Consider the following 23243-nt stretch of genomic DNA (forward strand, 5'->3'; position numbering starts at 1 on the left):
CCAGCACCGGCGGTGGCGATGGTATTTGCTTGACGTTCCTCAACCCGCGCACCGGCACGTGGACGGGGACGAGCCACTGACCGTGGCACCCCAGGTGATCTGACGCGAAAAGGCTCCCTTTCCAGCGCGACCGATGTCTCCGGTCGCCGCAAAGGGAGCCTTTTCGCGGTGTGCAGCGTCAGATGATGCCGGCCTCCCGGGCCCTGGCCTCGTTGCGCTGGTGTTCGGCGTATGTCTCGGCGAAGGCCGAGTGCCCCTGCTTGTCGATCGCCACGAAGTACAGCCACTTGCCCACCGGCGTGGCCATCGCCCCCTCCAGGGCCTGCTTGCCCGGGTTGTTGATCGGGGTCGGGATCATGCCGGACAGCTTGCGGTTGTAGGGGTTCTTCGGGTCGTCCAACTCGGCCGCCGTCATCTGCTTCGACGACTTGGTCGGCTTGCCGATCGACTCCAGGTAGTAGTTGACCGTGACGTCCATCTCCAGGCAGTTGCACGGGAACTCGCCGTACGCCCGGTTGTAGGCCACCCGGGCGACCTTGCCGAGGTCGTCCTTGTTACCGGCCTCGGCCTGGGCCAGCGACGCCACGATCAACGCCTCGTACGGGCTGACCTTGCGCTCCTTCTGCACCCGGTCGGCGAACTTCATCTCACCGGTCACCGAGAGGAAGTTGTCCACCATCAGCTTGAGGATGCTCTCGGCGGTGGCCTTCGGCGGGATCTCGTACGTGTCCGGGTAGAGGAAGCCCTCAACGGACTTGACGACCTTCTTGCCGTCGTCGCGCTTGAACCACCAGTCCGGGACGCCGAGCCCCTCCGGGTCCTTCGCGGCGGCCTCGAACTCCTTGACCGGGATCTTGGTCTTGTCGGAGAGCAGCTTGTAGATGTTCTTGCTGGTGCGACCCTCGGGAATGGTCAACCCGTTGACGATCTTGTTCTTGAGGTCGAGCATGGCCGTCACGGCACTCGCGCCGCTCATCTGCTTGCGCAGCTTGTACGTGCCCGGCTGGATGTTCTTGCTGCGCGAGTTGGCCTCGGCGGCCTCGATGAACGCCTTCTGGCTCTTGACCACGTCGGCCGCGACCAGGGCGTCGGCCATGTCGGCCAGCAACGCGCCGTTCTTGATCTCGACGGTGATCTCACCGGACCCGGCGCCGTCGTAGTCGGGCGTGACGAAGTAGTTCTGGATCCGGTCGAACCCGTAGAACGCGCCGCCGCCGATGGCACCCAGCAGAACCAGGGCCATCAACAGAGCCAGGAACGTCTTGCCCCGGCTGCCGCCGGAGCCTCCCTTGCGCTTGCGGAAGCTACGCCGGTGCCGGCCCTTCTCACCTCGCTCCGGCTCGTCGAACCCAAGGTCCAGATCGTCGATCATTACGTCCGCCTCCGCTGCGCATCCAGCCAGCTCTGCAGGATCTCCACCGCGGCCGCCTGATCGACAACCGCACGTTGACGCTTGCCACGAACGCCACGCTCGGCAAGCCTACGAGAAGCGACCACGGTCGACATCCTCTCGTCGGTAAGCGTTACCGGGATCGGCGCTATCACATTGACCAATCGGTCAGCGTACGCCTTGACACTGACCGCCGCCGGGCCGTGTTTACCGGCCAGGTTGACCGGGAGACCGACGACCACCTCGACGGCCTCGTGCTCGACCACAAGTGCCGCGAGCTGGGCAATGTCGGTCGGCACCGCGTCCGGCGCGGCGGTGAGGTCGCGGGCGAGGGTGACCACCGGCGTGGCCAGCACCCCGTGCGGATCGGAGCGCGACACGCCGACGCGCACCTGACCGACGTCCACACCGAGGCGAACGCCCCGTGTGAACCCGGTCACCGTCGGTCACCCGTAGGCTGTCGACGAACCAGGGCGGACCGAATGGCCCGCCCTGGTCGACACTGACTGTCCATCACGCCTCGGTGATCGCCTTCTCGACCGTGAGCAGGAGGTTCGGCGCCTCGGTCGCGGGCAGGCCGCCACCCTGGGCCAGGTCGGGGCTTCCCCCGCCGCGCCCGGAGAACGCCGCCTTCACCAGGTCCGACGCGGCGATGCCCCGACTGCGGGCCGCCGCGTTGACCGCCACCACCAGCGAGGCCTTGCCGTTCGCCCGGGCCGCCACGGCGACGACCGCCGGTCGCGCCGGGTCGATCTTGCCGCGGATCTCCTGCGCCAGGGTCCGTACGTCGTTACCGGCCGCGCCCTCCGGCGCCTCGGTGCCGACGTACGCCACTCCGCGCACGTCCTTGGCCTGCGCGGCGAGCGCACCCGCCCCGCCGAGCACGAGCTGGGCGCGCAGCTTCTCCAGCTCCTTCTCCGCGTCGCGGAGCTGGGTGACGGTCTGCTCCACCCGGTCGGCGACCTGGTCGTTGGGCACCCGGTACAGCTCGGCCAGCCGGGACACCAGCAGGTGTTCCTTGGCCAGGAAGCCGAAGGCGTCCATGCCGACCAGCGCCTCGACCCGGCGCACACCGGAGCCGATCGACGACTCGGAGAGGATCTTCACGAGACCGAGCTGCGCCGAGCGGGCCACGTGCGTGCCGCCGCACAGCTCGCGGGCGTAGTCACCCACCTCGACGACCCGCACCTCCTCGCCGTACTTCTCGCCGAAGAGCGCCATCGCGCCGATCCGCCGCGCCTCGTCCAGCGAGGTGATGAAGGCGTGCACCTCCAGGTCGGCGAGCAAAACCTCGTTGACCTGCTGCTCCACGTCGCGCAGGACGGTCGGCGACACACCGGTCGGGGTGTTGAAGTCGAACCGCAGGCGGCCCGGCGCGTTCAGCGAACCCGCCTGGGTCGCCGACTCGCCGAGGAAATTGCGCATGGTCTGGTGCACCAGGTGGGTGGCGGTGTGCGACCGGGAGATCGCCCGTCGACGGGTGGCGTCGATCTCGGCGTAGCCGGTGTCGCCGGGGTGCACCTCGCCCCGGATCACCCGGGCCCGGTGCACGATCAGGCCCGGCACCGGCTGCTGCACGTCGAGCACCTCGACCTGACCGTCGCCGACCGTGATGATGCCGTGGTCCGGCTGCTGGCCGCCGCCCTCGGCGTAGAACGGGGTCGTGTCGAGCACCAACTCGACGGTCTCGCCCTCGGTCGCCGCCGCCCGTCGCCCGTCCGAGCCCAGCAGCGCGCGCACCCGCGACTCGCGGGCCACCTCGCTGTAGCCGGTGAACGTCACCGGGCCGCCCTCGTCGAGCACCGACCGGTACGCCGACACGTCGGTGTGCCCGGTCTTGCGGGCCTGCGCGTCGGCCTTGGCACGGGTACGCTGGTCGGCCATCAGTCGGCGGAAGCCCTCGTCGTCGACCTTCAGGCCCTGCTCGGCCGCGATCTCCAGGGTCAGGTCGATCGGGAAGCCGTACGTGTCGTGCAATTGGAACGCCTTCGCCCCGGACAACGCCGTGCCACCCGCCGTGCGGGTCTCGGCGATCGCCGTGTCCAGGATCGTCGTCCCGGCACGCAGCGTCGACAGGAACGCCTCCTCCTCGGCGTACGCGTACTGCGCGATCCGGTCGAAGTCGGTCGCCAGCTCCGGGTACGACGGCGCCATGCAGTCCCGCGCGACGGGCAGCAGCTCGGGCAGCGCCCGGTCCTGCCAGCCCAGCAGCCGGATCGACCGGATCGCCCGACGCATGATCCGCCGCAGCACGTACCCGCGACCCTCGTTCGACGGGGTCACACCGTCACCGATCAGCATCAGCGCGGTCCGCACGTGATCCGCGACCACCCGCAGCCGCACGTCGTCCGGGTGCGACTCGCTCGCCACGTGCCCGGAGTGCGCGCCGTACCGCTTGCCGGTCAGCTCCGCCGCCCGCGCCAGGATCGGCCGGACCTCGTCGATCTCGTACAGGTTGTCGACGCCCTGCAGGATCGAGGCCATCCGCTCCAGGCCCATGCCGGTGTCGATGTTCTTCGCCGGCAACTCACCCAGGATCGGGTAGTCCTCCTTGTTGGTGCCCGGACCCCGCTCGAACTGCATGAACACGAGGTTCCAGTACTCCATGTACCGGTCCTCGTCGACCGCCGGACCACCCTCGGCGCCGTACTCCGGGCCCCGGTCGTAGAACAGCTCGGACGACGGACCGCACGGCCCGGGGATGCCCATCGACCAGAAGTTGTCCGCCTTGCCCCGACGCACGATCCGCTCGGCCGGCACACCCACCGACCGCCAGATCTCGTACGCCTCGTCGTCGTCCAGGTAGATCGTCGGCCAGATCCGCTCCGGATCAAGCCCGTAACCACCCTCGGCGACCGGCTTCGTCGACAACTCCCACGCCAGCGGAATCGCCCCGGCCTTGAAGTAGTCGCCGAAGGAGAAGTTGCCGTTCATCTGGAAGAACGTGCCGTGCCGGCTGGTCTTGCCGACCTCGTCGATGTCCGGGGTACGGATGCACTTCTGCACGCTGACCGCCCGCTGGTACGGCGGGGTCTGCTGGCCCAGGAAGTAGGGCACGAACTGCACCATGCCGGCGTTGACGAACAACAGGTTCGGGTCGCTGATGGCGGGCAGCGGAGCGGACGGCACCACGGCATGGCCGTTCGCCTCGAAGTGCGCGAGGTACCGCCGCTTGATCTCCGCCGTCTTCATCGCTGGTGTTCCTCCGGAAAAATCTCTCGATCGCCGATCCGCGGGGACTCCCGCAGCTCGGCGAACTGGTCGTCGAACGCCTCGCCCTGGACGAACGCCTGGTGGATCTCCTGCTCGCGCTCGGCCATCCCGACCCGGACGTCCTCCACGAAGCTACGCACCGACTCCGCCAGGCTGCCAGCGGATTCCGACAACGAGCTGGCGATGCCGGCCGGGGTGTACGCCTGTGCGGTCCGGGTCGCCCTGCGGACCACCACCACGCCCACGGCCACGCCGATGCCGAGCCAGAACAGACGCTTCATGTCGTGCTACCTCCTGTGGCCGGGCCGGTCAGCGGTTGCCGCGCCGGGCGGCCCGCCGCTGCTGCTTGATGGTGTCGCGCACCTCGCGCTCGGTCTCGGCGTGCCGACGGCTCGCAGCGGCCCGGCGCACGCTGTAGCCGAACGCGGCGACCTTGACCAGCGGGTTCGCGGCTGCGGCGGAGACCACCGTCGCCAGGTTGGCGACGTTGGCGGTGACGTTCTGGGCGTGGCTGGTCATCGTGTCGACCTTGGCCAGCTGCAGGTTCACACCGTCGAGCGAGGTCTGCACCTGCTCCAGAGCGATGTTGACGTTCTTCACCGTGGTGTTGACGTCGCCGAGCAGCGGTGCCGTCCGGTCGTTGAGGTCGTTGATCATCCGGGTGGTGGCGTCCACCGTGTGCCGCAGCCGCAGGATCGGCAGCGTCAGGATGAGCACCAGCACCGCGAACGCGCTCGCCGCGATCAGCGCCGCGACCTCTAAAATGTCGCCCACGCGTGTCCTCCTCAAGCAGATTTCCGCCGGACCCGACGTCCTCGGAACGCAACAACCGTGGTGCCCACCGAACCCACCGGGCCGTCGCCCGTCGACGGGCGCGGGTGGGTCCGCCAGCCCCAGACCCTACCGTCCGTGATGGAGAGCGGCTCAGGACGGTGAGGGTGTCACGTCGCCCAGCGGATCGCCGCTGACCGTCGGGAACGGATCCTCCCCGGTCAGTGACGGATCGGTGCTGGGCTGCGGCCTGGTCCGCTCGTCGTCGATCGCGTTGCGCACCTTCACCGACACCAACGAGCCGGTGCACTCCCCCGCAGCGGCCGACGGTGCGGGTGACGGCACGATCGCCGGCTCCCCGTCGACCGGCGGCGGCACGCAGGCCGGCGCGCGCACCCACAGGTCAAGCGTCAGCTCGTCCTGACGCCAGCACGTGTAGCTGCCCTTCGTCCCCTGCTCGGGGCAGCGGCTCACCTTCCACGGTCGCCAACCGTCGTTGCGCAGCGCCTCCTCGTAGACCGTCGCCGTCTCCTCCGGCGACTTCTCCGAGGTGACCGTGCGCTCGCGTAGCCGACAGTCGAGCAGGCACCAGCGGCTGCCGCTGACGTCGTCGACCGTCTTCGTCGCGGCCCACGCGGGCACGGCGAGCTGGTCCAGATTGTCGAAGACCGGGTCCCTGCCCAGCGTGCGGATGCCGAAGAAGAGTGGCACCGCACCGAGCAGCACGACGCTGACCAGCGCCAGGACGGCGACCCGCAGCCGACGTCGTTCACGCGACTGCCGGTGCTGCTCGGATCGGGCGCCCGGGGCCGCATCGTCGTCGTCCGAGCCGTCGTGGCCAGCCGCGCGCAGCGCCGGCGGCCCATCGGTCGGCTCGGAGGGCGGCCGGTCCAGCGGACCCGCCGTGGCCGGGGGCACGACGGCGGCGCGGGCGACCGGCTCGCCGGGACGGCCGGACGGCGGCACGCTGGCGACACCGGTGGGCTCGGGGCGGACACCCTCGCGAGGCGGCGGCAGGGCCCGGCCGGCAGCGCGGTCCGCCGGTCGCGGGGCAGCGGCACGGGCGGCCACGGGCGACCCGGGGCCAGTCTGCTCGGCGCCCGGACGGACGTCACCGCCAGGTGGCTGGGCGACCCCTGGCGGGCGGACGGCGGCGCGCGCCGGACCGTCCGGACGTGGCGGACCGTCGGGACGGGACGGACCATCCGGACCGACGCCCGGCGGGACGGCAGCGCGCGCCGGGCCGTCCGGGCGCGGCCGGGCCGTACCGGGCCGAGGTGGACCATCCGGACCGACGCCCGGTCGTGCCGCCCCACGGGCCGCACGCTGCGGATCGACTCCGGGTGGGGCAGCGGCGCGGGCCGCGGCGTCCGGACCGCCCGGCGGAACAGCGGCGCGCGCCGGACCGTCGGGGCGGGACCGGGACGGACCGTCGGGGCCGGCACCCGGCGGCACCGCCGAACGCGCCGGACCGTCGGTGTTGGCGACGTCGGGGCGGGGTGCACCGTCGGGCCCACGGCGGCCGGCGCCGGAGACCGGCGCGTCACCGGGCGCGAGCCGGGCCCGACCGCCGGGCGGGCCGGAGCGGGCGCCCCGCACGGGAGCGCCGGGCGCGGGTCGTCCGCCGCCGGGCGGACCGGCGTACGGGTCGTCGCCGCGCTCGCCCGCCGGGCCGGGCCGTCCCTCGGAAGCGGGGTCGGCTGACGGGCGGCGACGTCGGTTGATCGGGTCCGGGGCGGTCCCCGGGGCACCCCGGCGGCCGACGGGACGCTCACCAGCAACCGACGGCTGCGACACCGAACCGGTCGGGTGCTCGCCGGTGGATTCCGGAGCACGGGCGGCCCGGCGGCCGGTGGGCGCGTCCGCGCCCGGGTCGGCGGGCGGCCCGGCGGCACGGCGGCCGGTGGCACGCTCCGCGGCCGGATCGGGTACGGCGAGCGGACCACCGGAGCGGTCGTTCAGGTCACCGGCAGGCGGTGTGGCGGCCCGTCGGCCGACGGGCCGCTCGCCGGCCGGTGGGGCGTTCCCTCGGCGGTTGACCACCGGCAGGCCCGGGTCGGTGTGCGGCAACCGGCCGGCCTGGCGCAGCCAGTCGGCCGGTCGTTCCGGACGGTCCCGCAGGTCCGGCTGCGGCTCAGCGCCGGTCGGCACGCGTCGGTCCTGCTCGTCGGCTACCGCTCGACGGCGACCGGTGCCATCGGTGGCCGTGCCGCCGGTGGGGACAGCGCCGGTGGGCGTCGCGCCGGGCAACGGTGGAGCGTTACCCGAGCGGGGCACCACCGGCTCGTCCGGTTCGGCGGCACGGCGGTGGCCGCCCCCGGCGGGGCGGCCTGGCTCCGGTGCCCCCGGGTCGACGGGCCCGGGACGACGCCGGGCCGTACGCGGGTCATGAGCGATCGCGGGGTCGGGTCGCAGACCGTCGGCGACCTGCGCGACGACGCCGGGCGCAGGCCCGTCGAAGCGGGGAGCGCCGGCGGCGGGGCGGGCCGATTCGGTCGTACGCCGTCCCGGCGGGGGCAGTCCGTCACCGCTGCGCGCCCGGCCGCCCTCACTCGGATCGGGCGCGGGTCGACGACCCGGCGGTACGGCGTCCGGCCGGCGCAGCGGCGGAACGGCTTCCGCCCGGCCGGTCGGCGCGGGAATCTCTGGACGGGGGCTGGTCGGAGCACCCGCGGCCGGTGACCCCGGGGGCGGGCCGGACGGGCCCACGGTCGGACGCGGTCGCGTCGGGCCGGTGGGAGCGCCGGAGGCCGGGCGGGAGCTTGCGGGGTTCGCCGGGTCACCCGCGCCTGGACGGGCGGCCGGCGGTGTGCGGGGCGGGGCGGCGGGGTGCGGGCCGACACCGGGAACCGGCTGTGGGCCACGCGATGCCGGCTGGTCGGGGACGCCGGGCGGCCCGGCATCACGCGGACGCTCGACAGGCGGCCGATCGGCGGGCGGGCGGGCGTCCGGGCGACGATCGGGTGGGGGCGCCTCGCCCGGCCAGGGTCCGTCGACCGGGCGGCGCGCCCCGGCGGCCTCGGCGTCCGGGCGACGTGGGCCGGGCGGCGCGTCCGGCGGCGTGGGCAGGCCGGTACGCGGGGGTACGGGCTCGGCGGGCATGCCGTCCGGACTCAACTCGCCGCGCTGCTGCTTGGCCGAGCGCAGGTCGTCGATCCAGCCGAACTCCTCGCCGGCCACCGGCTCCTCCGGCTCGGCCTCGGCTCGCCCTCGACCCCAGCGGCGGCCCTTGGCGCGGGGATCACGCCGCTCGTCCGGGCCCTCGTCGGGGCGGTCCGCACCACGCGATCTCACTGTTGACCCTCTCCTGCGGCGTTCGTGCCGTCGTCCTGCGTCGTGCCGGGACCGTCCACACCCGTCGCCGCCCGACCGTTCCGAACGGCAAGCGCTGGCGCGGCCTGCGGCGTTACCGGTGAGCCGTCGGACGACCCGGCTACGGCGGTCGCCGCGGGTGGCGCGGCGGTCGGGGCTTCCGGGCGGGCCGGTGGTGCCGGCAGCCCGCGTACGATCCGGCGCAGCAACGGCAGCCGCGTCGCCACGGACCGTTCCGCACCGTGCGGGCCGGGCTGGTAGTAGTCGACGCCCACGAGGTCGTCGGGGACGTACTGCTGGGTGACGACGCCGCGCTGGTCATCGTGCGGGTATCGGTAGCCGGTGCCGTGACCCAGACCGCGGGCACCGGCGTAGTGCGCGTCGCGCAGACCCCGGGGTACCGAACCACCCCGACCGGCCCGTACGTCGGCGATGGCCGCGCCGATCGCGGTGGTGGCCGAGTTCGACTTCGGCGCGGTGGCCAGGTGGATCACGGCCTGGGCGAGATTGAGCTGCACCTCGGGCAGGCCGACGTACTCCACCGCGTGCGCGGCGGCGGTGGCCACGCTCAACGCGGTGGGATCGGCCATGCCCACGTCCTCGCTGGCGAAGATCACCAGCCGCCGGGCGATTAACCGGGCGTCCTCACCGGCGACCAGCATCCGGGCCAGCCAGTGCACCGCGGCGTCGACGTCCGAGCCACGCATGCTCTTGATGAACGCGCTGACCACGTCGTAGTGGGCGTCGCCGTCACGGTCGTAGCGCACCGCCGCCACGTCGACCGCCTGCTCGGCGGTGGCCAGGTCGATGCGCTCGACGCCGAGGGCCGAGGCGGAGGCGGCCGCCGCCTCCAGCGCGGTCAACGCCTTGCGGACGTCACCGGAGGCGAGCCGGACGAGATGGTCCTCGGCTTCGGCGGCCAGGGTGAGCGTGCCGCCGAGGCCACGCTCGTCGGCGACGGCGCGGCGCAGCAGGCCGCGTACGGCATCGTCGTCGAGCGGTTGCAGGGTGAGCAGCACGCACCGCGAGAGCAGAGGTGAGATGACCGAGAAGTACGGGTTCTCGGTGGTCGCCGCGAGCAGCGTGACCGTGCGGTCCTCGACGGCGGCGAGCAGCGAATCCTGCTGGGTCTTGCTGAACCGGTGCACCTCGTCGATGAACAGCACCGTCTGCGGGCCGCCCGAACGGCGCTGGCGGCGGGCCGTCTCGATCACCGCGCGGACGTCCTTGACGCCGGCGGACAGCGCCGACAGGGCGACGAAGCGGCGGTCGGTGGCACCGGCCACCAGGTGCGCGATGGTGGTCTTGCCGCTTCCCGGCGGTCCCCACAGGATGACCGACATCCCGGCGCCGCCGGAGACCAGTTGCCGCAGCGGCGCGCCGGGGGCGAGCAGGTGGTCCTGCCCGATCAATTCGTCCAGGCTCGCGGGCCGCATGCGGACAGGCAGGGGCGAATCGTCCGCTACCGGAGTGAAGCCGTCGACACCGGCGGGACCCTCGGGCGCGCCGCGCGACCCGGTGGGGGCACCGAGGGAGAAGAGAGCGTCGGACTCCATCACGAAGACAGTACCGGGCCCGACCCGCGACGCTGGAATCGCGCTGCGGGCCGGGCCACCGCTGATCGGTCTCGGTCAGCCACGACCGGGACGGCGACCCCGGTACCAGCGACCGCCGCCACCGCCGCCACCGCCGCGCGGGCCGCTGCCGACGCCGCCGAGGTAGAGCGAGAGCAGGAAGAGGCCGATGAGTACGAGGGTGTTCCAGTTGAACAGGTCGGGCGCGCCGAAGTCGGTGTCGAGCAGGTCGAGCAGCAGTGCGAAGCCAAAGACGATGGCCGCGAGAATGGCGAGCATGTCGGTCCTCCGGTGGGGGTTCCCAGTGGGTCGGCGCGTGATGTACCCAATCGGTCGGCTCGCCAATCTCCACCGTGGATCGGGTGCGGACGGCTCCCCCATCAAGATCCGCGCAACGTCCGGGATGTTGCTGTTTCCGGCGCCGCTGAGGCAGCAACATCCCGGAAGTTGTGCTGATCTCGGGCGCGAGGCGCGAGGCGCGAGGCGCACTGGCGGCCCGGCGCGGTCGCCCGGTACGCCGGCTCCTAGGCTGACCAGCATGATCATCGAGGACCAGGCGCTCCACGACCGGGCCACGATCCTGGCCGCCGCCGACGCGCATCCGTTCGTCCGGCTCTCGCTCACGCCGGGCATCCCGGCGCGCGGCTGGCGGCGCGGCGGCGCCGTGCTGTGGTTGCTGCCACCCGAGCGCGGCTTCGGCGCCGACGCCGTCGGCCCGGCCGGACCGGTGCTGGATTTCTGCGCCTCGCTGGTCGCCGAGGGGCTGCTACGGCCGGAGCACCGGCTGCACCTGCCCCGATTCGACCCCGCTCTGGCGGTCGGGCGGGTGGCGGTGGCCCACCACGTCGACTGGGACTTCCACTGGACCACCGTCGCTCCCCCACGCCAGCCGGACGAGCAGCGGGTCGTACGGCTGACCGCCGCCGATCGCCCTGCGCTGGAGGCGCTCGTCGACGAGGCGTTCCCGAGCACCACCACGCGTCCGGGCGACCCGACCGTCGTCGACTGGTACGGCATCCGAGCCGGCGACCGTGTGGTGGCGTGCGGCGCGGACCGCAGCCGGGGTGACATCGGGTTCCTGGCCGGCCTGACGGTCGCCCCCGACCAGCGCGGTCGAGGGCTGGGCGCGGCGCTGACCGCCGGCATGACCCGGGCGCTGCTGTCCCGGCACGACACCGTCGCGCTGGGCGTCTACCCGGACAACGTCGGGGCGGTCCGTCTCTACCGTCGCCTCGGCTTCACCAGCACCCTGTCCCGTACCTCGATCCGCCTCGGCCCCGAGCGCTAACGCCGCTCGACCGGAACGGCGGCGGTGGGGTCCGTGCCGTCGCGGCGCGGGCCGGGCAGGGCGTCGGCGGTCCGAGGGCCGGCCGGGTTCACCGCGACCTGTTCGCCGGCCGGGTCCGACGCGGGCCGAGGGACAGCCGGGTCCGACGCGGGCCGAACGCCGGCCGGGTCGGAGGCGGCCCGCCAGGCGGGCAGGTAGAGCGGAGCGGCGACGGCCAGCACGACCGCGCCGACCACCATCGCCGTACCCACGCTGGTGGCGGCCGCGAGCGCGGTCAGCACCACCCCGCCGAACGCTGCGGCCGGCTGTCCCATCATCGAGTTCAGCGAGAGCACGCTGGTCCGGTACGGGCCGTCGACCTGGCGGTGCAGCAGACCACTGTGCAGGGGGTTCGACGCGCCGTGCACGGCGTAGCAGGCCAGGTAGGCCACCAGCACGCCGACCGGCCCGGCGAACAGCCCCATCCCGACCACCGTGACGCCCTGCAGGATGCGCAGCAGGGCCGCGCCCGGAGCCGCCCCGAACCAGCGCAGCAGCAGCGGGGTCAGTGCCGCGCCGGCCGCGCTGGCGATCCAGGCGGCCGAGCTGGCCGGCCCGAGGAGCGCGGCGGCCCGGTCCGGGTTGCCGATCACCTCGGCGAGCCGGACCGGCAGCAACGACTCGAACGTGACCATGCCGAAGCCCCAGAACAGCTCCACCGCCACCAGGGCCAGCAGCACCCGGGACCGGCGCAGCAGCCCGACCGCCTCGCCGATCATCCGAGGCGCCTGGACCACCGACGCCCGCACCGCCGCGACCCCGGTGGCCGGCCGCTCCTCGACCAGCAGGACGAGCAGCGCGACGAATGCGGCCGCCTGGGCGACGATCGCGGCCAGCACCGGCACGGTGAGCGCGCTGACCGGACCGACCGGCCCGAGCGCGACCAGGCCACCGCTGAGCAGCGCGCCGCCGCCGATGGCCACACCGACGACGGTGCCTGCGTACCCGAGGCCCTTCTCGTACTCGGCCTGCGGGTCGGCGGCCAGTGTCGCGTCGACGTACCAGGACTCCAGCGGGCCGCTGTCCAGCGCGCGGTAGACGCCCTGCAGGGCCCAGACCAGGAAGAACAGGGCGAACGAGTCGGCCACCGCGAACACCGCGAGGGAGGCGAGGTTGAGGGCTCCGGCGGCGAGCAGGACCGGCTTGCGGCCGAGGGCGTCGGCGAACCCACCGGTGGGCAGCTCCAGCGCGAGCACCAGCAGCCCCTGCGCGGTGCTGACCAGGCCGATCTGCGGCAGCGACAGGCCGCGCTCCTGCATCAGCAGGATCATCACCGGGATCATCAACCCCGTGGGCAGCCAGCGCAGGCCGTAGAGGGTGAGGTAACGACGCCGGACCTGGCGTACGGTCAGCGCGCTCACGACGCCACCCCGATTCGCGACTGCGGGGCTCGCAACCCCGGCTCACTCCTCGCGCTCATCGGGGACCGTCCAGCAGGGGGTAGGCGGCCAGGAAGACCTGCACCGGGCGGGCCTGCGGGTCGGCGGGCTCGGCCGCGTCGACCGACTCGGCCTCCCGGTGGTACCGCTCCAGCACCTGCCACACCTCCGCCTTGAGCGCCTCCAGCCGCTCGGGCGGGACGGTCAGGAAGATGTCGCCCATGCCGAAGGCGTCCCGCCAGGCGGGGGACCACTCGTGCTGGGTGGCGAACCAGCGATCGGCGTGTTCGACGAGGAGTCGCACCTGGTCGCCCTGGATCCACTCGATCGCGGCACGGGCGTCGGGGTCGTCGTCGAAGTCGCTCGGCTCCCAGCTCGTGACGTCGTGCGCGGCCTGCCACCAGCGCTGCCGTCCGCTGCCCCGGTCGGGATCCTCGGTGACCAGCCCGACCTCGGCGAGTTGGCGCAGGTGATAGCTGGTCGCGCCGGTGTTGGTGCCGAGCAGCGCGGCGAGGGTGGTGGCGGTGGCAGGCCCGCTCACCCGCAGGGCACCGACCAGTCGCATCCGCAGCGGGTGCGCGAGCACCCGGACCTGCCGTTTGTCGATCCGCACCTCCCGCGGGGCGGGCCGCCGGGTCGCTTCGTCATTCGCCATGACTGCACACTATCTCTGCACACTTCCTATGCACAAGAGTTGTGCATAGGAAGTGTGCAGGACGTCAGGTCAGGAGTTCCCGAACCCCGCGCAGCCGCGTCCGCAGCAGACCGGCGGCGCGGGCGGAGTCGAGGCGTACGTCGCAGGGGCGGACCACGCCAGCGGCGGCGGCCGTGGCGGTCTTCAGGCCCGTCGCGTCCAGACCGAACCGCTCGGCGACCAGCAGACCCAGCTCGGCCCGACTGACCGCGTCCGCGCCGGCCACGTTGAGCAGCCCGGCGTACGACGAGCCGGCCAACTCCAGCACGGCGTCGGCCAGGTCGCCGACGTCGACCGGGCAGCGGAACTCGTCGGTGAACAGAACGGCCCGACCGGCCAGCGCCTCGCGGCAGAGCTGGATCTGCTTACTGCCCTCCCCGAGGATCAGCGAGGTACGCACCGGGGTCGATCGCCCGCACAGCGGTCTCCGCCGCCGCCTTCGCGGCCCCGTACGCGTTGACCGGGCTGGGCGGGTCGTCGTCGGCGTACGGCGTGGGACGGCCACCGTGCAGCGCGTCGCTGGACAGGTGCACCAGCCGCGCCCCCACCTCGGCGGCGGCGAGGGCGACGTGCGCGGCCCCGTCGGCGGTGACCGTCCAGTCGTCGTACCGGTAGGGGGTCGCGACCACGGTGTCCGGCCGCACCTCGGCGACCAGCGCGCGCGGCGGCGCGGTCGGTCACGTCCAGCCGCCGCCCGTCAACACCAGCCACCCCGACGGACCCGGAGTGATACGTCCCCACCACCGAGAACCCGGCGCTGACCCCCCGCCGACAGACCTCCCGACCCAGAAACCCGCTGCCCCCGACAACAAGAACCCGCATTCCAGCCCACTCCCCCATCGACGATCAAGAGGTTTGCGTCATCTCGCGGGGCGATGATGACGCAAACCTCTTGATCAACCAAGCAGGGGCCGGGGGTGCGGGGGCCGGGGGTCAGACCGGGTCGGCCACCGGGGCTGCCGGGCCGGCGGTGCCGGTGTGGGCGGTGGCGGCCGGCTTGGGCTTGGCGTCGATGCCGGCCTCGGTGCGCTGCTGGCCGGTGATCGGGGTGGGCGCGCCGGTCAGCGGGTCGAAGCCACCACGGGTCTTCGGGAACGCGATGACCTCACGGATGGAGTCCGCGCCGGCCAGCAGCATGCAGACCCGGTCCCAGCCGAACGCGATACCGCCGTGCGGCGGGGCGCCGTACTTGAACGCCTCCAGCAGGAAGCCGAACTTGTCCTGCGCCTCCTCGGGGGTGATGCCGAGCAGGTCGAAGACCCGCTGCTGCACGTCCCCCCGGTGGATACGGATCGAGCCGCCACCGATCTCGTTGCCGTTGCAGACGATGTCGTACGCGTACGCCAGGGCGCGGTCCGGCGCCTCCTCGAACCGGTCCACCCACTCCGAGTTCGGCGAGGTGAACGGGTGGTGCACGGCCGTCCAGCCGCCCGCCGCGCCATTCCCCTGGTCGGAGGCCGGCTCGAACATCGGCGCGTCGACGACCCAGCAGAACGCCCAGGCGCTCTCGTCGATCAGGCCGGACCGCTTGGCGATCTCGACGCGGGCCGCGCCCAGCAGCTCCTGCGCCTCCCGGGCGGTGGCGCTCGCCGCGAAGAACACCGCGTCGCCCGGCTTGGCGCCGACCGCGTCGGCGAGCCCGCCCAGGTGCTCGGCGGAGAGGTTCTTCGCCACCGGGCCGCGTGCCTCGCCGGTCTCGGCGTCCAGCACCACGTACGCGAGGCCCCGCGCGCCGCGCGCCTTCGCCCAGTCCTGCCAGCCGTCCAGCTCCTTGCGGGTCTGGCTCGCGCCGCCCGGCATCACGACCGCGCCGACGTAGCCGCCCGCGTCGATCGCGCCGGCGAACACCCGGAACTCGGTGCCGCGCAGATAGTCGGTCAGCTCGGTCAGCTCGACGCCGTAGCGCAGGTCCGGCTTGTCCGAGCCGTACCGGGCCATGGCGTCGTGCCAGGTGATCCGCGGGATCGGCCGGGTGATCTCGTGCCCGGCCAGGTCCTTCCACAGCGCCGAGACGATCGCCTCGCCGAGGTCGATCACGTCGTCCTCGGTCACGAAGGACATCTCGATGTCGAGCTGGGTGAACTCCGGTTGCCGGTCGGCGCGGAAGTCCTCGTCGCGGTAGCAGCGGGCGATCTGGTAGTACCGCTCCATGCCGCCGACCATCAGGAGCTGCTTGAACAGCTGCGGCGACTGCGGCAGCGCGTACCAGCTGCCTGGCTGCAACCGCACCGGCACCAGGAAGTCGCGGGCACCCTCGGGCGTCGAGCGGGTCAGCGTCGGCGTCTCGATCTCCAGGAAGTCCCGCTCGTGCAGCACGCCCCGGGCGAGATGGCTGGCACGCGAGCGCAGCCGCAGCGCGTTCGCCGGGCCGCTGCGGCGCAGGTCCAGGTAGCGGTACTTGAGCCGGATGTCGTCGCCGGCCTCGACCTGGTCGTCCACGGGCAGCGGCAGCGGCGCGGCCTCGGAGAGCACCTCCAGCTCGGTGACGGTCACCTCGACCTCACCGGTGGGCAGGTCGGGGTTCTCGTTGCCGGCCGGGCGGCGGGTCACCTCGCCGACGACCTTCACGCAGAACTCGTTGCGCAGCGCGTGCGCGTCCTCCTCGCGGAACACCACCTGGACCACGCCGGAGCCGTCGCGCAGGTCGACGAAGATGACGCCGCCGTGGTCGCGTCGGCGGGCCACCCACCCGGCGAGCGTCACCGTCGAGCCGGCGTCCGCGGCGCGCAGGCTTCCGGCATTGTGGGTACGGATCACGGCTGGCAACTCCTCATCGTGGAACAGTCCTCACCCCGCATTCTGTCAGGGGTGACCCGCTGCGCTCCGGGGCACCCGTCAGGCCGGCGTGATTCGCTGGTGGGCGAGCCGGCGAACCCGGCTCTTCGGGCCCTTCACGCCGGTTACCGTGGCCAGATGCGCGCCGTACCGAACTGGGGCGTCGCCACGGCGGTCGCCGCGCCGGTGCTGCTGGTGGGCGGCTGGACGGTCGCCGGCGCCCGGCAGCCCGCCGGGTACGACCCGGTCCGGGACACCATCAGCGAACTGGCCGGGCACGACGCCACCGACGCCTGGATCATGATCACTGCGCTGGTGCTGCTCGGCTGCTGTTACCTGGCGATCGCCGCCGTGCTGCACGCGGCCGGTCTGCCCAGCCGCTTCCTGCTGGCCGTCGGCGGCGTGGCGACAATCGCGCTCGTCGCCTTTCCCCGGCCGACGGTCGGCGGCTCACTCAGCCACGGCATCGCGGCGACCGTCGCCGTCCTGGCGCTGGCACTCTGGCCCGCCGGATCGGCGCTTCGGCTACCGCGCGGCCCGGACATCGCGCACCCACGGGCGTCGCAACCGCCCTGGGCGTTCCGTCGCGGCGTGGCGTTGAGCGCGACGCTCGTGCTGCTCGCCCTGTTCGGCTGGTTCGCGTTCGAGGTGACCAGCGGGTCCCGGACCGGCCTGGCCGAGCGGGCGACGGCGGTGGGCGTCTCACTCTGGCCGCTGCTGGCGGTGCTCTCGGCGCGCCGGGCGCACCTCGACTGGGCCGCCGGCACCACGTCGCTCGGGCCGGCAGTGCCGGCGACCGGTGTCGTACCCCCGGATCCGCTGCTGCCGACCGACGGACCGGATCGGATCGCGTAGGGCGACCCCCGGCGAGCCCGGACGCGCGACGCGGGCCGCCGGAGTGCTCCGGCGGCCCGCGTGCGGTACGTCGATCAGAAGACGCTGACGCCGTAGCGGCTCAGGGCCTCGGTGACCGGCTGGAAGTAGGTCGTGCCACCGCTGCTGCAGTTGCCGCTGCCGCCGGAGGTGAGGCCGAGCGCGGTGCCACCGGAGAAGAGCGAGCCACCGCTGTCGCCGCCCTCGGCGCAGACGTTGGTGCGGATCAGGCCGGAGACCGAGCCCTCGGCGTAGTTCACCGTGGCGTTGGTCGCGCTCACCGAGCCGCTGCGCAGGCCGGTGGTGCTGCCGGAGCGCTGCACCGACTGGCCGACAGACGCGTTGCCGGAGCCGGTGATGTCCCGGTAGCTGCCGTTGTAGAGGTAGACGTTACCGGCGGCGTTCGCGGAGTTGCTGTGCCGCACGATGCCGTAGTCGTTGCCCGGGAAGCTGGTGCCGGTACGGGTGCCCAGCAGGGTCGTCTGGCTGGAGTTCGAGTACCAGTTGGTGCCGAGGTTGGTGCAGTGCCCGGCGGTCAGGAAGTAGTAGGTGCTGCCGCTGCGCACGTTGAAGCCGAGCGAGCAGCGGTAGCCGCCGGTGTAGATGGCCTGGCCACCGGAGATCCGAGTGCTGAGCACGCCGGCCTCGGCCTCGACCCGCACCGCGCCGTTGGCGCGCGCGGCGGCGGCCTTGACCCGCTCCAGCTTGGCGCCGGTGACGGTGCTGTCGACGGAAACGACCACCTGGTTGGTGATCGGGTCGCTCCACCAGGCGGTGCCTGGGATCTTCGCCGAGCGCTCCAGCTCGGCGGTCGCCCGGTTGAGCTCGGCGGCGCCACGGGTGACGTACTTGACGCTCGCTCCGGCCTTGCTGGCCGTGCGGGCGGCGGCGGCGTCGGTCACCGTGACGACGGTCTTGCCGCTGGCGTCGATGTACGAGCCGGCGGAGCGGTCGCCGAGCTGAGCGGACAGGGCCGCGCCGGCGTCGGGCGAGGCGGCGGGGGCGGCCTGGGCGGGTGCGCCGATGAGCGAGCCGACGACCAGGGTTCCGCTCACGGCAACGGTCGCCGCAACGCGGAATGATGACCTCGTGGGTCGCATGTAACAAACCTCCTGGGCGGGAGAGGCGGGTCTGGCCGGGGGTGGCTGACCCGAGGGCAACCCGGCCGATCTGCGAAAACCGGTCGAGTGAACTGAAGTATTCACATACTTAAGATCATTGACAAGACCAGGTTTCGCCCGAATTCGTCGACCCCCATCGATGACACCGCCGCAACACCACGGACACGCTCGCGGGCATCTGGCGTCACACTCCGGGAACCAGCGGATCTCTTTCGGACACCATCCGCCGACGGAGGCCGTCCATGCCACAACGGGCGGACGGGTACGACGCCGATCCACCCCGTGGGTGGAGGCGTGCGACGCCGAGTCGCCCCCGAGACGGGCGGGCGACGTCAGGCGGTACGGCGGCGCGCCCCGGGGCCCGGGCGGGGCAGTACGTCGCGGGCGTCGGCGACCGCGTGCCCGTCGGCGCAGCGCAGCTCGACGCGTACCGGCGCGCCGCAGTCACGGTGCTCGACGCTCAACGGCGGACCCTCGGCGTCGGCCAGGTAGCGGTCACCCCACCCGAGCACGGCGACCAGCACCGGCCAGAGGGCCATGCCCATCTCGGTCAGCCGGTACTCGTGGCGCAGTCGACTGCCGGGCTCCCGGTACGGCTCGCGACGCAGGACGCCCCGCTCGACGAGCAGGGCCAGACGGTTGGTGAGAACCTGCCTCGGCACGCCGGTGCGGACACGCATGTCGTCGAAGCGTCGTACGCCGCTGAAGACCTCCCGCAGCACCACCATGGTCCACCGCTCGCCGAGAATCTCCATCGCGCGGGAGACGGTGCAGTTCTCCACCGACCAGTCCAGTGCCACGGGCCTCATCCGACCAGCCTAGGTCTCGTTGACAGACTCAGCAACGCCCTGCCAGGCTGCGTCCATGACACAGACTCAGGAGCCGGCGCGAAGCCGTACCTTCACCTGGTCGGACCCGGCGGCCAACGCCGCCCAGGTCGGCCAGCGCAGCGGTCTCGACATGCTCCGCGCGATGATCGCCGGCGAGCTGGCCGCGCCGCCGGTGATGCACCTGATCGACATGGCTCGGTTGGAGGCCGACGAGGGGCGGGTCGTCGTCGAGCTGGTCCCGCAGGAGTTCCACTACAACCCGCTGGGCACCGTGCACGGCGGCGTCCTCTCGACGCTGTTGGACACCGCCGCCGCGTGCGCCGTGCACACCACGCTGCCCGCCGGGGTCGGCTACACCTCGCTGGACCTCAACGTGAAGTTCCTCCGCCCGGTCACCGTCACCAGCGGCACGCTGCGCTGCGAGGGCACGGTCCTGCAACGTGGACGCCGCACCGCCCTGGCCGAAGCCCGCCTGACCGACACGGACAATCGCCTGGTCGCCCACGCGACAAGCACCTGCCTGATCCTCCCCCTCCCCTGACCCCAAACCCCCAACCCCCCTCCCCTCCCGCACCCCACCCCCGCCCCCTCGCCGCCGATCTTGCAGTTTCAGTGGTCGACACGAGGGCTGTGCCCTGATTTGCGACGACAGAAAGTGCAAGATCGACGGGGCGGGGGGCGGGGGGCGGGGGCGGGGACGGGGGGCGGGGCGGGTTGGGTTTAGCGGGTAGCGAGGCGGGCTGCTCTTGCGTCGCGCTTTTCTTCGAAGCGGGCTGCGGCGTTCTCCAGCACGTCGAGCTGGGCCGCCAGCTGCTCGCGGGCGGCTTCGCCGTCGGCGTTGAGGCCGGTCACGTTGAAGACGTCCCACTGGCGCAGGACCGGCTGCAACACCTCGTCACGGTGCTGGCGCAGGTCGTAGATGCCGGCGAGGGCGATCGCCACCGACTTGCGGGCGAAGCCCTCGATGCCGTTGCCGGGCATCTGGAAGTCGGCGACCACGTCGGCGACGGCCCGCATGGCCTGACTCGGGGCCAGCTCGAAGGCGGCGGCGAGCAGGTTGCGGTAGAAGACCATGTGCAGGTTCTCGTCGGCGGCGACCCGGGCCAGCAGCGCCTCGCAGACCGGATCGCCGGTGGCCTTGCCGGTGTTGCGGTGCGAGATCCGGGTGGCCAGTTCCTGGAACGAGACGTACGCCAGCGAGTGCAGCACCTCGTCGCCGTGGGCGTTGGTGTAGCCCTCCGACATGTGCGTCATCCGAGCCCGCTCCAACGCCACCGGGTCGACGGCACGGCTCACGGTCAGGTAGTCGCGGATCGCGACGCCGTGCCGCCCCTCCTCGGCGGTCCACCGGTGCACCCACGTGCCCCACGCGCCGTCACGACCGAACAGGGTGGCGATCTCGTGGTGGTACGAGGGCAGGTTGTCCTCGGTCAGCAGGTTCACGATCAGCGCCGTGCGAGCCACGTCCGGGATCGCCGAGTCGGTGGGCGACCACGCCTCACCGCCGAGTGGACCGTCGAAGGTACGACCGTCGCTCCACGGCACGTACTCGTGCGGAAACCACTCCTTCGCCAGCGAGAGATGGCGGTCCAGGTTTCGCGCGACGACCGGCTCCAGCTCGACGAGCAGGGCGGTCTGGCTCAGTGCGGTGCTCACGGTCACGAGTAACTCCCTACGGTGGCGTAACTTACGCTACCGTAGGTCCCCGCGACCGTTAGCGCCAGTGGAGCCGTCAAACCACCGCCGGTTTCAGGTCACCCGCCGGGGGCGTCCAGGCCTGCGCGTCGGCCGTGACCTGCTCACCGGAGCGGATGTCCTTCACCTCGTCCGACGTGCCGTCGGCCCCGGGGAACCAGACGTACGGGATGCCCCGCCGCTCGGCGTAGCGGATCTGCTTGCCGAACTTGGCCGCGCTCGGCGACACCTCGGTGGCGATACCCCGACGACGTAGCGCCGCCGCGATCCGGTCGCTTGTCGCACGGTGCTCCTCGTCGGCCAGCGCCACCAGCACACAGGTGGGCACCGAACGGGAGACGGACAGCTCCCCCGCCCCGAAGAGCAGCCCGAGCAGCCGGGTCACCCCGATCGAGATACCCACACCGGGGTACGAGGTGGCTCCCGCGGTCGCCAGGTTGTCGTACCGGCCGCCGGAGCAGATCGACCCGAACCGCTCGTAGCCGCGGAGCTGCGTCTCGTACACCGTGCCGGTGTAGTAGTCCAGGCCACGGGCGATGCGCAGGTCGGCCACGCAGAGGCCGGGCGAGTGGTCGGCGGCGGTCTGTACCACCCGGACCAACTCCTCGACGCCCTCGTCGAGCAGCGGGTCGGTGACCCCGAGCGCGCGAACGGCGTCGGCGAAGGAGGCATCCGGCGCGGAGATCTCGGCCAACGCGAGACACGCCTTGGCCTGCGCCTCGCTCGCCCCGGCGGTCTCGGCCAGCAGCTCGGCCACCTTCGCCGGGCCGATCTTGTCGAGCTTGTCGACACTGCGCAGCGCCGCCTCGGAGTCGGTCACCCCGATGCCACGGAAGAAGCCCTCCCAGATCTTGCGGTTGTTGACCTGGATCGTCACCGGCGGGATGGGCAGGGCGCGCAGCGCGTCCCCGATGACCAGCGGCATCTCCGCCTCGTGGTGCGGCGCCAGGGTGTCCCGGTCGACGATGTCGATGTCGGCCTGGACGAACTCCCGGTAGCGCCCCTCCTGCGGCCGCTCCCCCCGCCACACCTTCTGGATCTGGTAGCGGCGGAACGGGAAGGTCAGCTTGCCGGCGTTCTCCACCACGTACCGCGCGAACGGCACGGTCAGGTCGAAGTGCAGGCCGAGCTGGTCGTCACCGCCGCCGCTGTCGCCGTCGGCGTGCAGCCGCCGGATCACGTAGACCTCCTTGGAGGTCTCCCCCTTGCGCAGGAGCTGGTCCAGCGGCTCCACCGCGCGGGTCTCCAGCGGGGCGAATCCGTACAGCTCGAACGTGGCCCGGATCTTGTCGAGCACGAACTGCTCGATCATCCGCTGACCGGGGGTCCACTCCGGGAACCCGGAGATGGGCGTGGGCTTGCTCATCGGCGTACTCCTTGCGGTTCCGCGCCCACGGCGCGGTGGTGTCGTGGGTCCGCGCGCGGCGCGGACGAGAGCTAGAGGCCCCGGGTGGGCGCGGCCGGCGACGTGCCGGCGACCTCGACGAGGTACGGGTTGCTGGCGCGCTCACGGCCGATGGTGGTGCTGGGGCCGTGGCCGGGCAGCACGACGGTGTCGTCGGCCAGCGGGAGGATCTTGTCGCGCAGACTGGCGAGCATGGCCGGCATGCTGCCGCCGGGCAGGTCGGTGCGGCCGATCGAGCCGGCGAAGAGGACGTCGCCGGAGAGGCAGATCTCGTCCGCCTCCCAGCCCGACCCGGCGCCGGGCAGCCGGAACAGCACCGATCCGCCGGTATGGCCCGGGGCGTGGTCGACGGCGATCTCCAGGCCGGCGAGCGTGAGGGTGGCGCCGTCGGTCAGCTCGGCCACGTCGTCCGGCTCGCTGTAGCTCAGCCGGCCGGCGAAGAGCGAGGTCAGGTCGGCCGAAAGACCCTTGGACGGGTCGGCGAGCATCTCCCGGTCGCCGGGGTGCACGTACGCGGTGATCCCGCGCGCGCCGCAGACCGGGGCCACCGAGAACGTGTGGTCCAGGTGGCCGTGGGTGAGCAGCACGGCGGCCGGATGCAGGCGGTGCTCGGCGAGCAGCGCGTCGAGCTGGTCGAGCACCCCGATGCCGGGGTCGACCACCACGCACTGCTCCCCCGGCGCGGTGGCGACCACGTAGCAGTTGGTGCCGAAGGCGTCCGCGGGAAAGCCGGCCACGAGCACGGGCGCTGTCCTCTCCGTCGAGCTGTCGTCCTGCCCAGCAGCCTATCCGGCGGGCCGAGCGGGTTTGCCGCGTCCGTCCCGCACGCCCCGACAGGCACAGTGACAACCTCCGATAAGCGCTGCTCGCGACGGGGTGGACCT

At 72.7% G+C, this 23243-nt stretch carries 19 protein-coding genes and 1 pseudogene; 3 read left to right on the forward strand and 17 right to left on the reverse strand.

Annotated elements, in window-relative coordinates; translation table 11 throughout:
• Positions 1–178: 178 nt before the first annotated feature.
• The 8 genes from mltG to ABZV06_RS13100 all read right to left on the reverse strand — a co-directional run bounded on the left by mltG (position 179) and on the right by ABZV06_RS13100 (position 10539).
• Positions 179–1372: an endolytic transglycosylase MltG gene (mltG, locus tag ABZV06_RS13065; protein ID WP_355243081.1), complete on the reverse strand. Its 1194-nt coding sequence runs from the start codon at positions 1370–1372 to the stop codon at positions 179–181.
• Complete coding sequence (gene ruvX, locus ABZV06_RS13070; protein ID WP_355243078.1) at positions 1372–1830, reverse strand: Holliday junction resolvase RuvX; 459 nt, start codon at positions 1828–1830, stop codon at positions 1372–1374. Before ruvX ends, mltG begins: the two co-directional genes overlap by 1 nt.
• Positions 1831–1903: 73 nt before the next feature.
• The gene (alaS, locus tag ABZV06_RS13075; RefSeq protein ID WP_355243075.1) at positions 1904–4582 is read right to left on the reverse strand and encodes an alanine--tRNA ligase; all 2679 of its coding nucleotides are present in this window, start codon (positions 4580–4582) and stop codon (positions 1904–1906) included.
• Entirely contained in the window at positions 4579–4884 is a 306-nt protein-coding gene (locus ABZV06_RS13080) for a hypothetical protein (RefSeq protein ID WP_355243072.1), read from the reverse strand. The genes alaS and ABZV06_RS13080 overlap by 4 nt, the downstream gene beginning before the upstream one ends.
• A 28-nt stretch (positions 4885–4912) precedes the next feature.
• Complete coding sequence (locus tag ABZV06_RS13085) at positions 4913–5377, reverse strand: DUF948 domain-containing protein (RefSeq protein ID WP_355243069.1); 465 nt, start codon at positions 5375–5377, stop codon at positions 4913–4915.
• A 150-nt stretch (positions 5378–5527) separates the two neighbouring features.
• Positions 5528–6226 carry a hypothetical protein gene (locus tag ABZV06_RS13090; RefSeq protein WP_355243313.1) on the reverse strand — a complete coding sequence of 233 codons (699 nt, stop codon included), beginning with the start codon at positions 6224–6226 and terminating at the stop codon, positions 5528–5530.
• Positions 6227–8664: 2438 nt separating this feature from the next.
• On the reverse strand, positions 8665–10242 hold the full coding sequence (locus ABZV06_RS13095; RefSeq protein ID WP_355621117.1) for a replication-associated recombination protein A: 1578 nt from the start codon (positions 10240–10242) through the stop codon (positions 8665–8667).
• Positions 10243–10317: 75 nt separating this feature from the next.
• On the reverse strand, positions 10318–10539 hold the full coding sequence (locus ABZV06_RS13100) for a hypothetical protein (protein WP_355243064.1): 222 nt from the start codon (positions 10537–10539) through the stop codon (positions 10318–10320).
• Between the two features lie 259 nt (positions 10540–10798).
• Here ABZV06_RS13100 and ABZV06_RS13105 point away from each other — a divergent pair, with 259 nt between their 5' ends.
• Complete coding sequence (locus ABZV06_RS13105; RefSeq protein ID WP_355621120.1) at positions 10799–11548, forward strand: GNAT family N-acetyltransferase; 750 nt, start codon at positions 10799–10801, stop codon at positions 11546–11548.
• Here the strand turns inward: ABZV06_RS13105 and ABZV06_RS13110 are convergent.
• The 4 genes and pseudogenes from ABZV06_RS13110 to aspS all read right to left on the reverse strand — a co-directional run bounded on the left by ABZV06_RS13110 (position 11545) and on the right by aspS (position 16417).
• On the reverse strand, positions 11545–12948 hold the full coding sequence (locus ABZV06_RS13110; protein ID WP_355621123.1) for an MFS transporter: 1404 nt from the start codon (positions 12946–12948) through the stop codon (positions 11545–11547). The two genes, ABZV06_RS13105 and ABZV06_RS13110, sit on opposite strands and share 4 nt — an antisense overlap.
• Before the next feature lie 55 nt (positions 12949–13003).
• The gene (locus tag ABZV06_RS13115; protein ID WP_355621126.1) at positions 13004–13621 is read right to left on the reverse strand and encodes a helix-turn-helix domain-containing protein; all 618 of its coding nucleotides are present in this window, start codon (positions 13619–13621) and stop codon (positions 13004–13006) included.
• Positions 13622–13685: 64 nt separating this feature from the next.
• A pseudogene (locus ABZV06_RS13120) lies at positions 13686–14482 on the reverse strand (sugar nucleotide-binding protein).
• A 111-nt stretch (positions 14483–14593) separates the two neighbouring features.
• Positions 14594–16417 carry an aspartate--tRNA ligase gene (aspS, locus tag ABZV06_RS13125; protein ID WP_355621129.1) on the reverse strand — a complete coding sequence of 608 codons (1824 nt, stop codon included), beginning with the start codon at positions 16415–16417 and terminating at the stop codon, positions 14594–14596.
• A 156-nt stretch (positions 16418–16573) separates the two neighbouring features.
• On the opposite strand from aspS, the gene ABZV06_RS13130 reads away from it, so the two are divergent.
• Positions 16574–17290 (forward strand): DUF998 domain-containing protein, encoded by a 717-nt coding sequence (locus ABZV06_RS13130; RefSeq protein WP_355243042.1) that lies wholly within the window; start codon positions 16574–16576, stop codon positions 17288–17290.
• Positions 17291–17364: 74 nt separating this feature from the next.
• Here ABZV06_RS13130 and ABZV06_RS13135 read toward each other — a convergent pair whose 3' ends face one another.
• Complete coding sequence (locus ABZV06_RS13135) at positions 17365–18408, reverse strand: S1 family peptidase (RefSeq protein ID WP_355243039.1); 1044 nt, start codon at positions 18406–18408, stop codon at positions 17365–17367.
• A gap of 353 nt (positions 18409–18761) precedes the next feature.
• Positions 18762–19238 carry a helix-turn-helix domain-containing protein gene (locus ABZV06_RS13140; protein WP_355243036.1) on the reverse strand — a complete coding sequence of 159 codons (477 nt, stop codon included), beginning with the start codon at positions 19236–19238 and terminating at the stop codon, positions 18762–18764.
• 55 nt (positions 19239–19293) lie between these two features.
• On the opposite strand from ABZV06_RS13140, the gene ABZV06_RS13145 reads away from it, so the two are divergent.
• Entirely contained in the window at positions 19294–19800 is a 507-nt protein-coding gene (locus tag ABZV06_RS13145; protein ID WP_355621132.1) for a PaaI family thioesterase, read from the forward strand.
• Between the two features lie 179 nt (positions 19801–19979).
• Here the strand turns inward: ABZV06_RS13145 and ABZV06_RS13150 are convergent, their stop codons facing one another.
• The 3 genes from ABZV06_RS13150 to ABZV06_RS13160 all read right to left on the reverse strand — a co-directional run bounded on the left by ABZV06_RS13150 (position 19980) and on the right by ABZV06_RS13160 (position 23102).
• Entirely contained in the window at positions 19980–20921 is a 942-nt protein-coding gene (locus ABZV06_RS13150) for an acyl-ACP desaturase (protein WP_355621135.1), read from the reverse strand.
• A gap of 70 nt (positions 20922–20991) precedes the next feature.
• Positions 20992–22320 carry a histidine--tRNA ligase gene (hisS, locus tag ABZV06_RS13155; protein ID WP_355621138.1) on the reverse strand — a complete coding sequence of 443 codons (1329 nt, stop codon included), beginning with the start codon at positions 22318–22320 and terminating at the stop codon, positions 20992–20994.
• A gap of 71 nt (positions 22321–22391) precedes the next feature.
• A complete protein-coding gene (locus ABZV06_RS13160) occupies positions 22392–23102 on the reverse strand; it encodes an MBL fold metallo-hydrolase (RefSeq protein ID WP_355621141.1) in 711 nt (236 codons plus the stop codon).
• Positions 23103–23243: the final 141 nt, after the last annotated feature.

This window comes from Micromonospora sp. NPDC005172, assembly GCF_040608555.1.
GTDB lineage: Bacteria > Actinomycetota > Actinomycetes > Mycobacteriales > Micromonosporaceae > Micromonospora.

What these genes read in the sequence shown, in the direction of transcription:
- ABZV06_RS13080 (WP_355243072.1), bottom strand. Translation starts at nt 4,884, where the DNA reads ATGAAGCGTCTGTTCTGGCTCGGCATCGGCGTGGCCGTGGGCGTGGTG.
- ABZV06_RS13100 (WP_355243064.1), bottom strand. Translation starts at nt 10,539, where the DNA reads ATGCTCGCCATTCTCGCGGCCATCGTCTTTGGCTTCGCACTGCTGCTC.
- ABZV06_RS13115 (WP_355621126.1), bottom strand. Translation starts at nt 13,621, where the DNA reads ATGGCGAATGACGAAGCGACCCGGCGGCCCGCCCCGCGGGAGGTGCGG.
- hisS (WP_355621138.1), bottom strand. Translation starts at nt 22,320, where the DNA reads ATGAGCAAGCCCACGCCCATCTCCGGGTTCCCGGAGTGGACCCCCGGT.
- ABZV06_RS13130 (WP_355243042.1), top strand. Translation starts at nt 16,574, where the DNA reads ATGCGCGCCGTACCGAACTGGGGCGTCGCCACGGCGGTCGCCGCGCCG.
- ABZV06_RS13105 (WP_355621120.1), top strand. Translation starts at nt 10,799, where the DNA reads ATGATCATCGAGGACCAGGCGCTCCACGACCGGGCCACGATCCTGGCC.
- ABZV06_RS13095 (WP_355621117.1), bottom strand. Translation starts at nt 10,242, where the DNA reads ATGGAGTCCGACGCTCTCTTCTCCCTCGGTGCCCCCACCGGGTCGCGC.
- ABZV06_RS13145 (WP_355621132.1), top strand. Translation starts at nt 19,294, where the DNA reads ATGACACAGACTCAGGAGCCGGCGCGAAGCCGTACCTTCACCTGGTCG.
- ABZV06_RS13135 (WP_355243039.1), bottom strand. Translation starts at nt 18,408, where the DNA reads ATGCGACCCACGAGGTCATCATTCCGCGTTGCGGCGACCGTTGCCGTG.
- ABZV06_RS13140 (WP_355243036.1), bottom strand. Translation starts at nt 19,238, where the DNA reads ATGAGGCCCGTGGCACTGGACTGGTCGGTGGAGAACTGCACCGTCTCC.
- mltG (WP_355243081.1), bottom strand. Translation starts at nt 1,372, where the DNA reads ATGATCGACGATCTGGACCTTGGGTTCGACGAGCCGGAGCGAGGTGAG.
- alaS (WP_355243075.1), bottom strand. Translation starts at nt 4,582, where the DNA reads ATGAAGACGGCGGAGATCAAGCGGCGGTACCTCGCGCACTTCGAGGCG.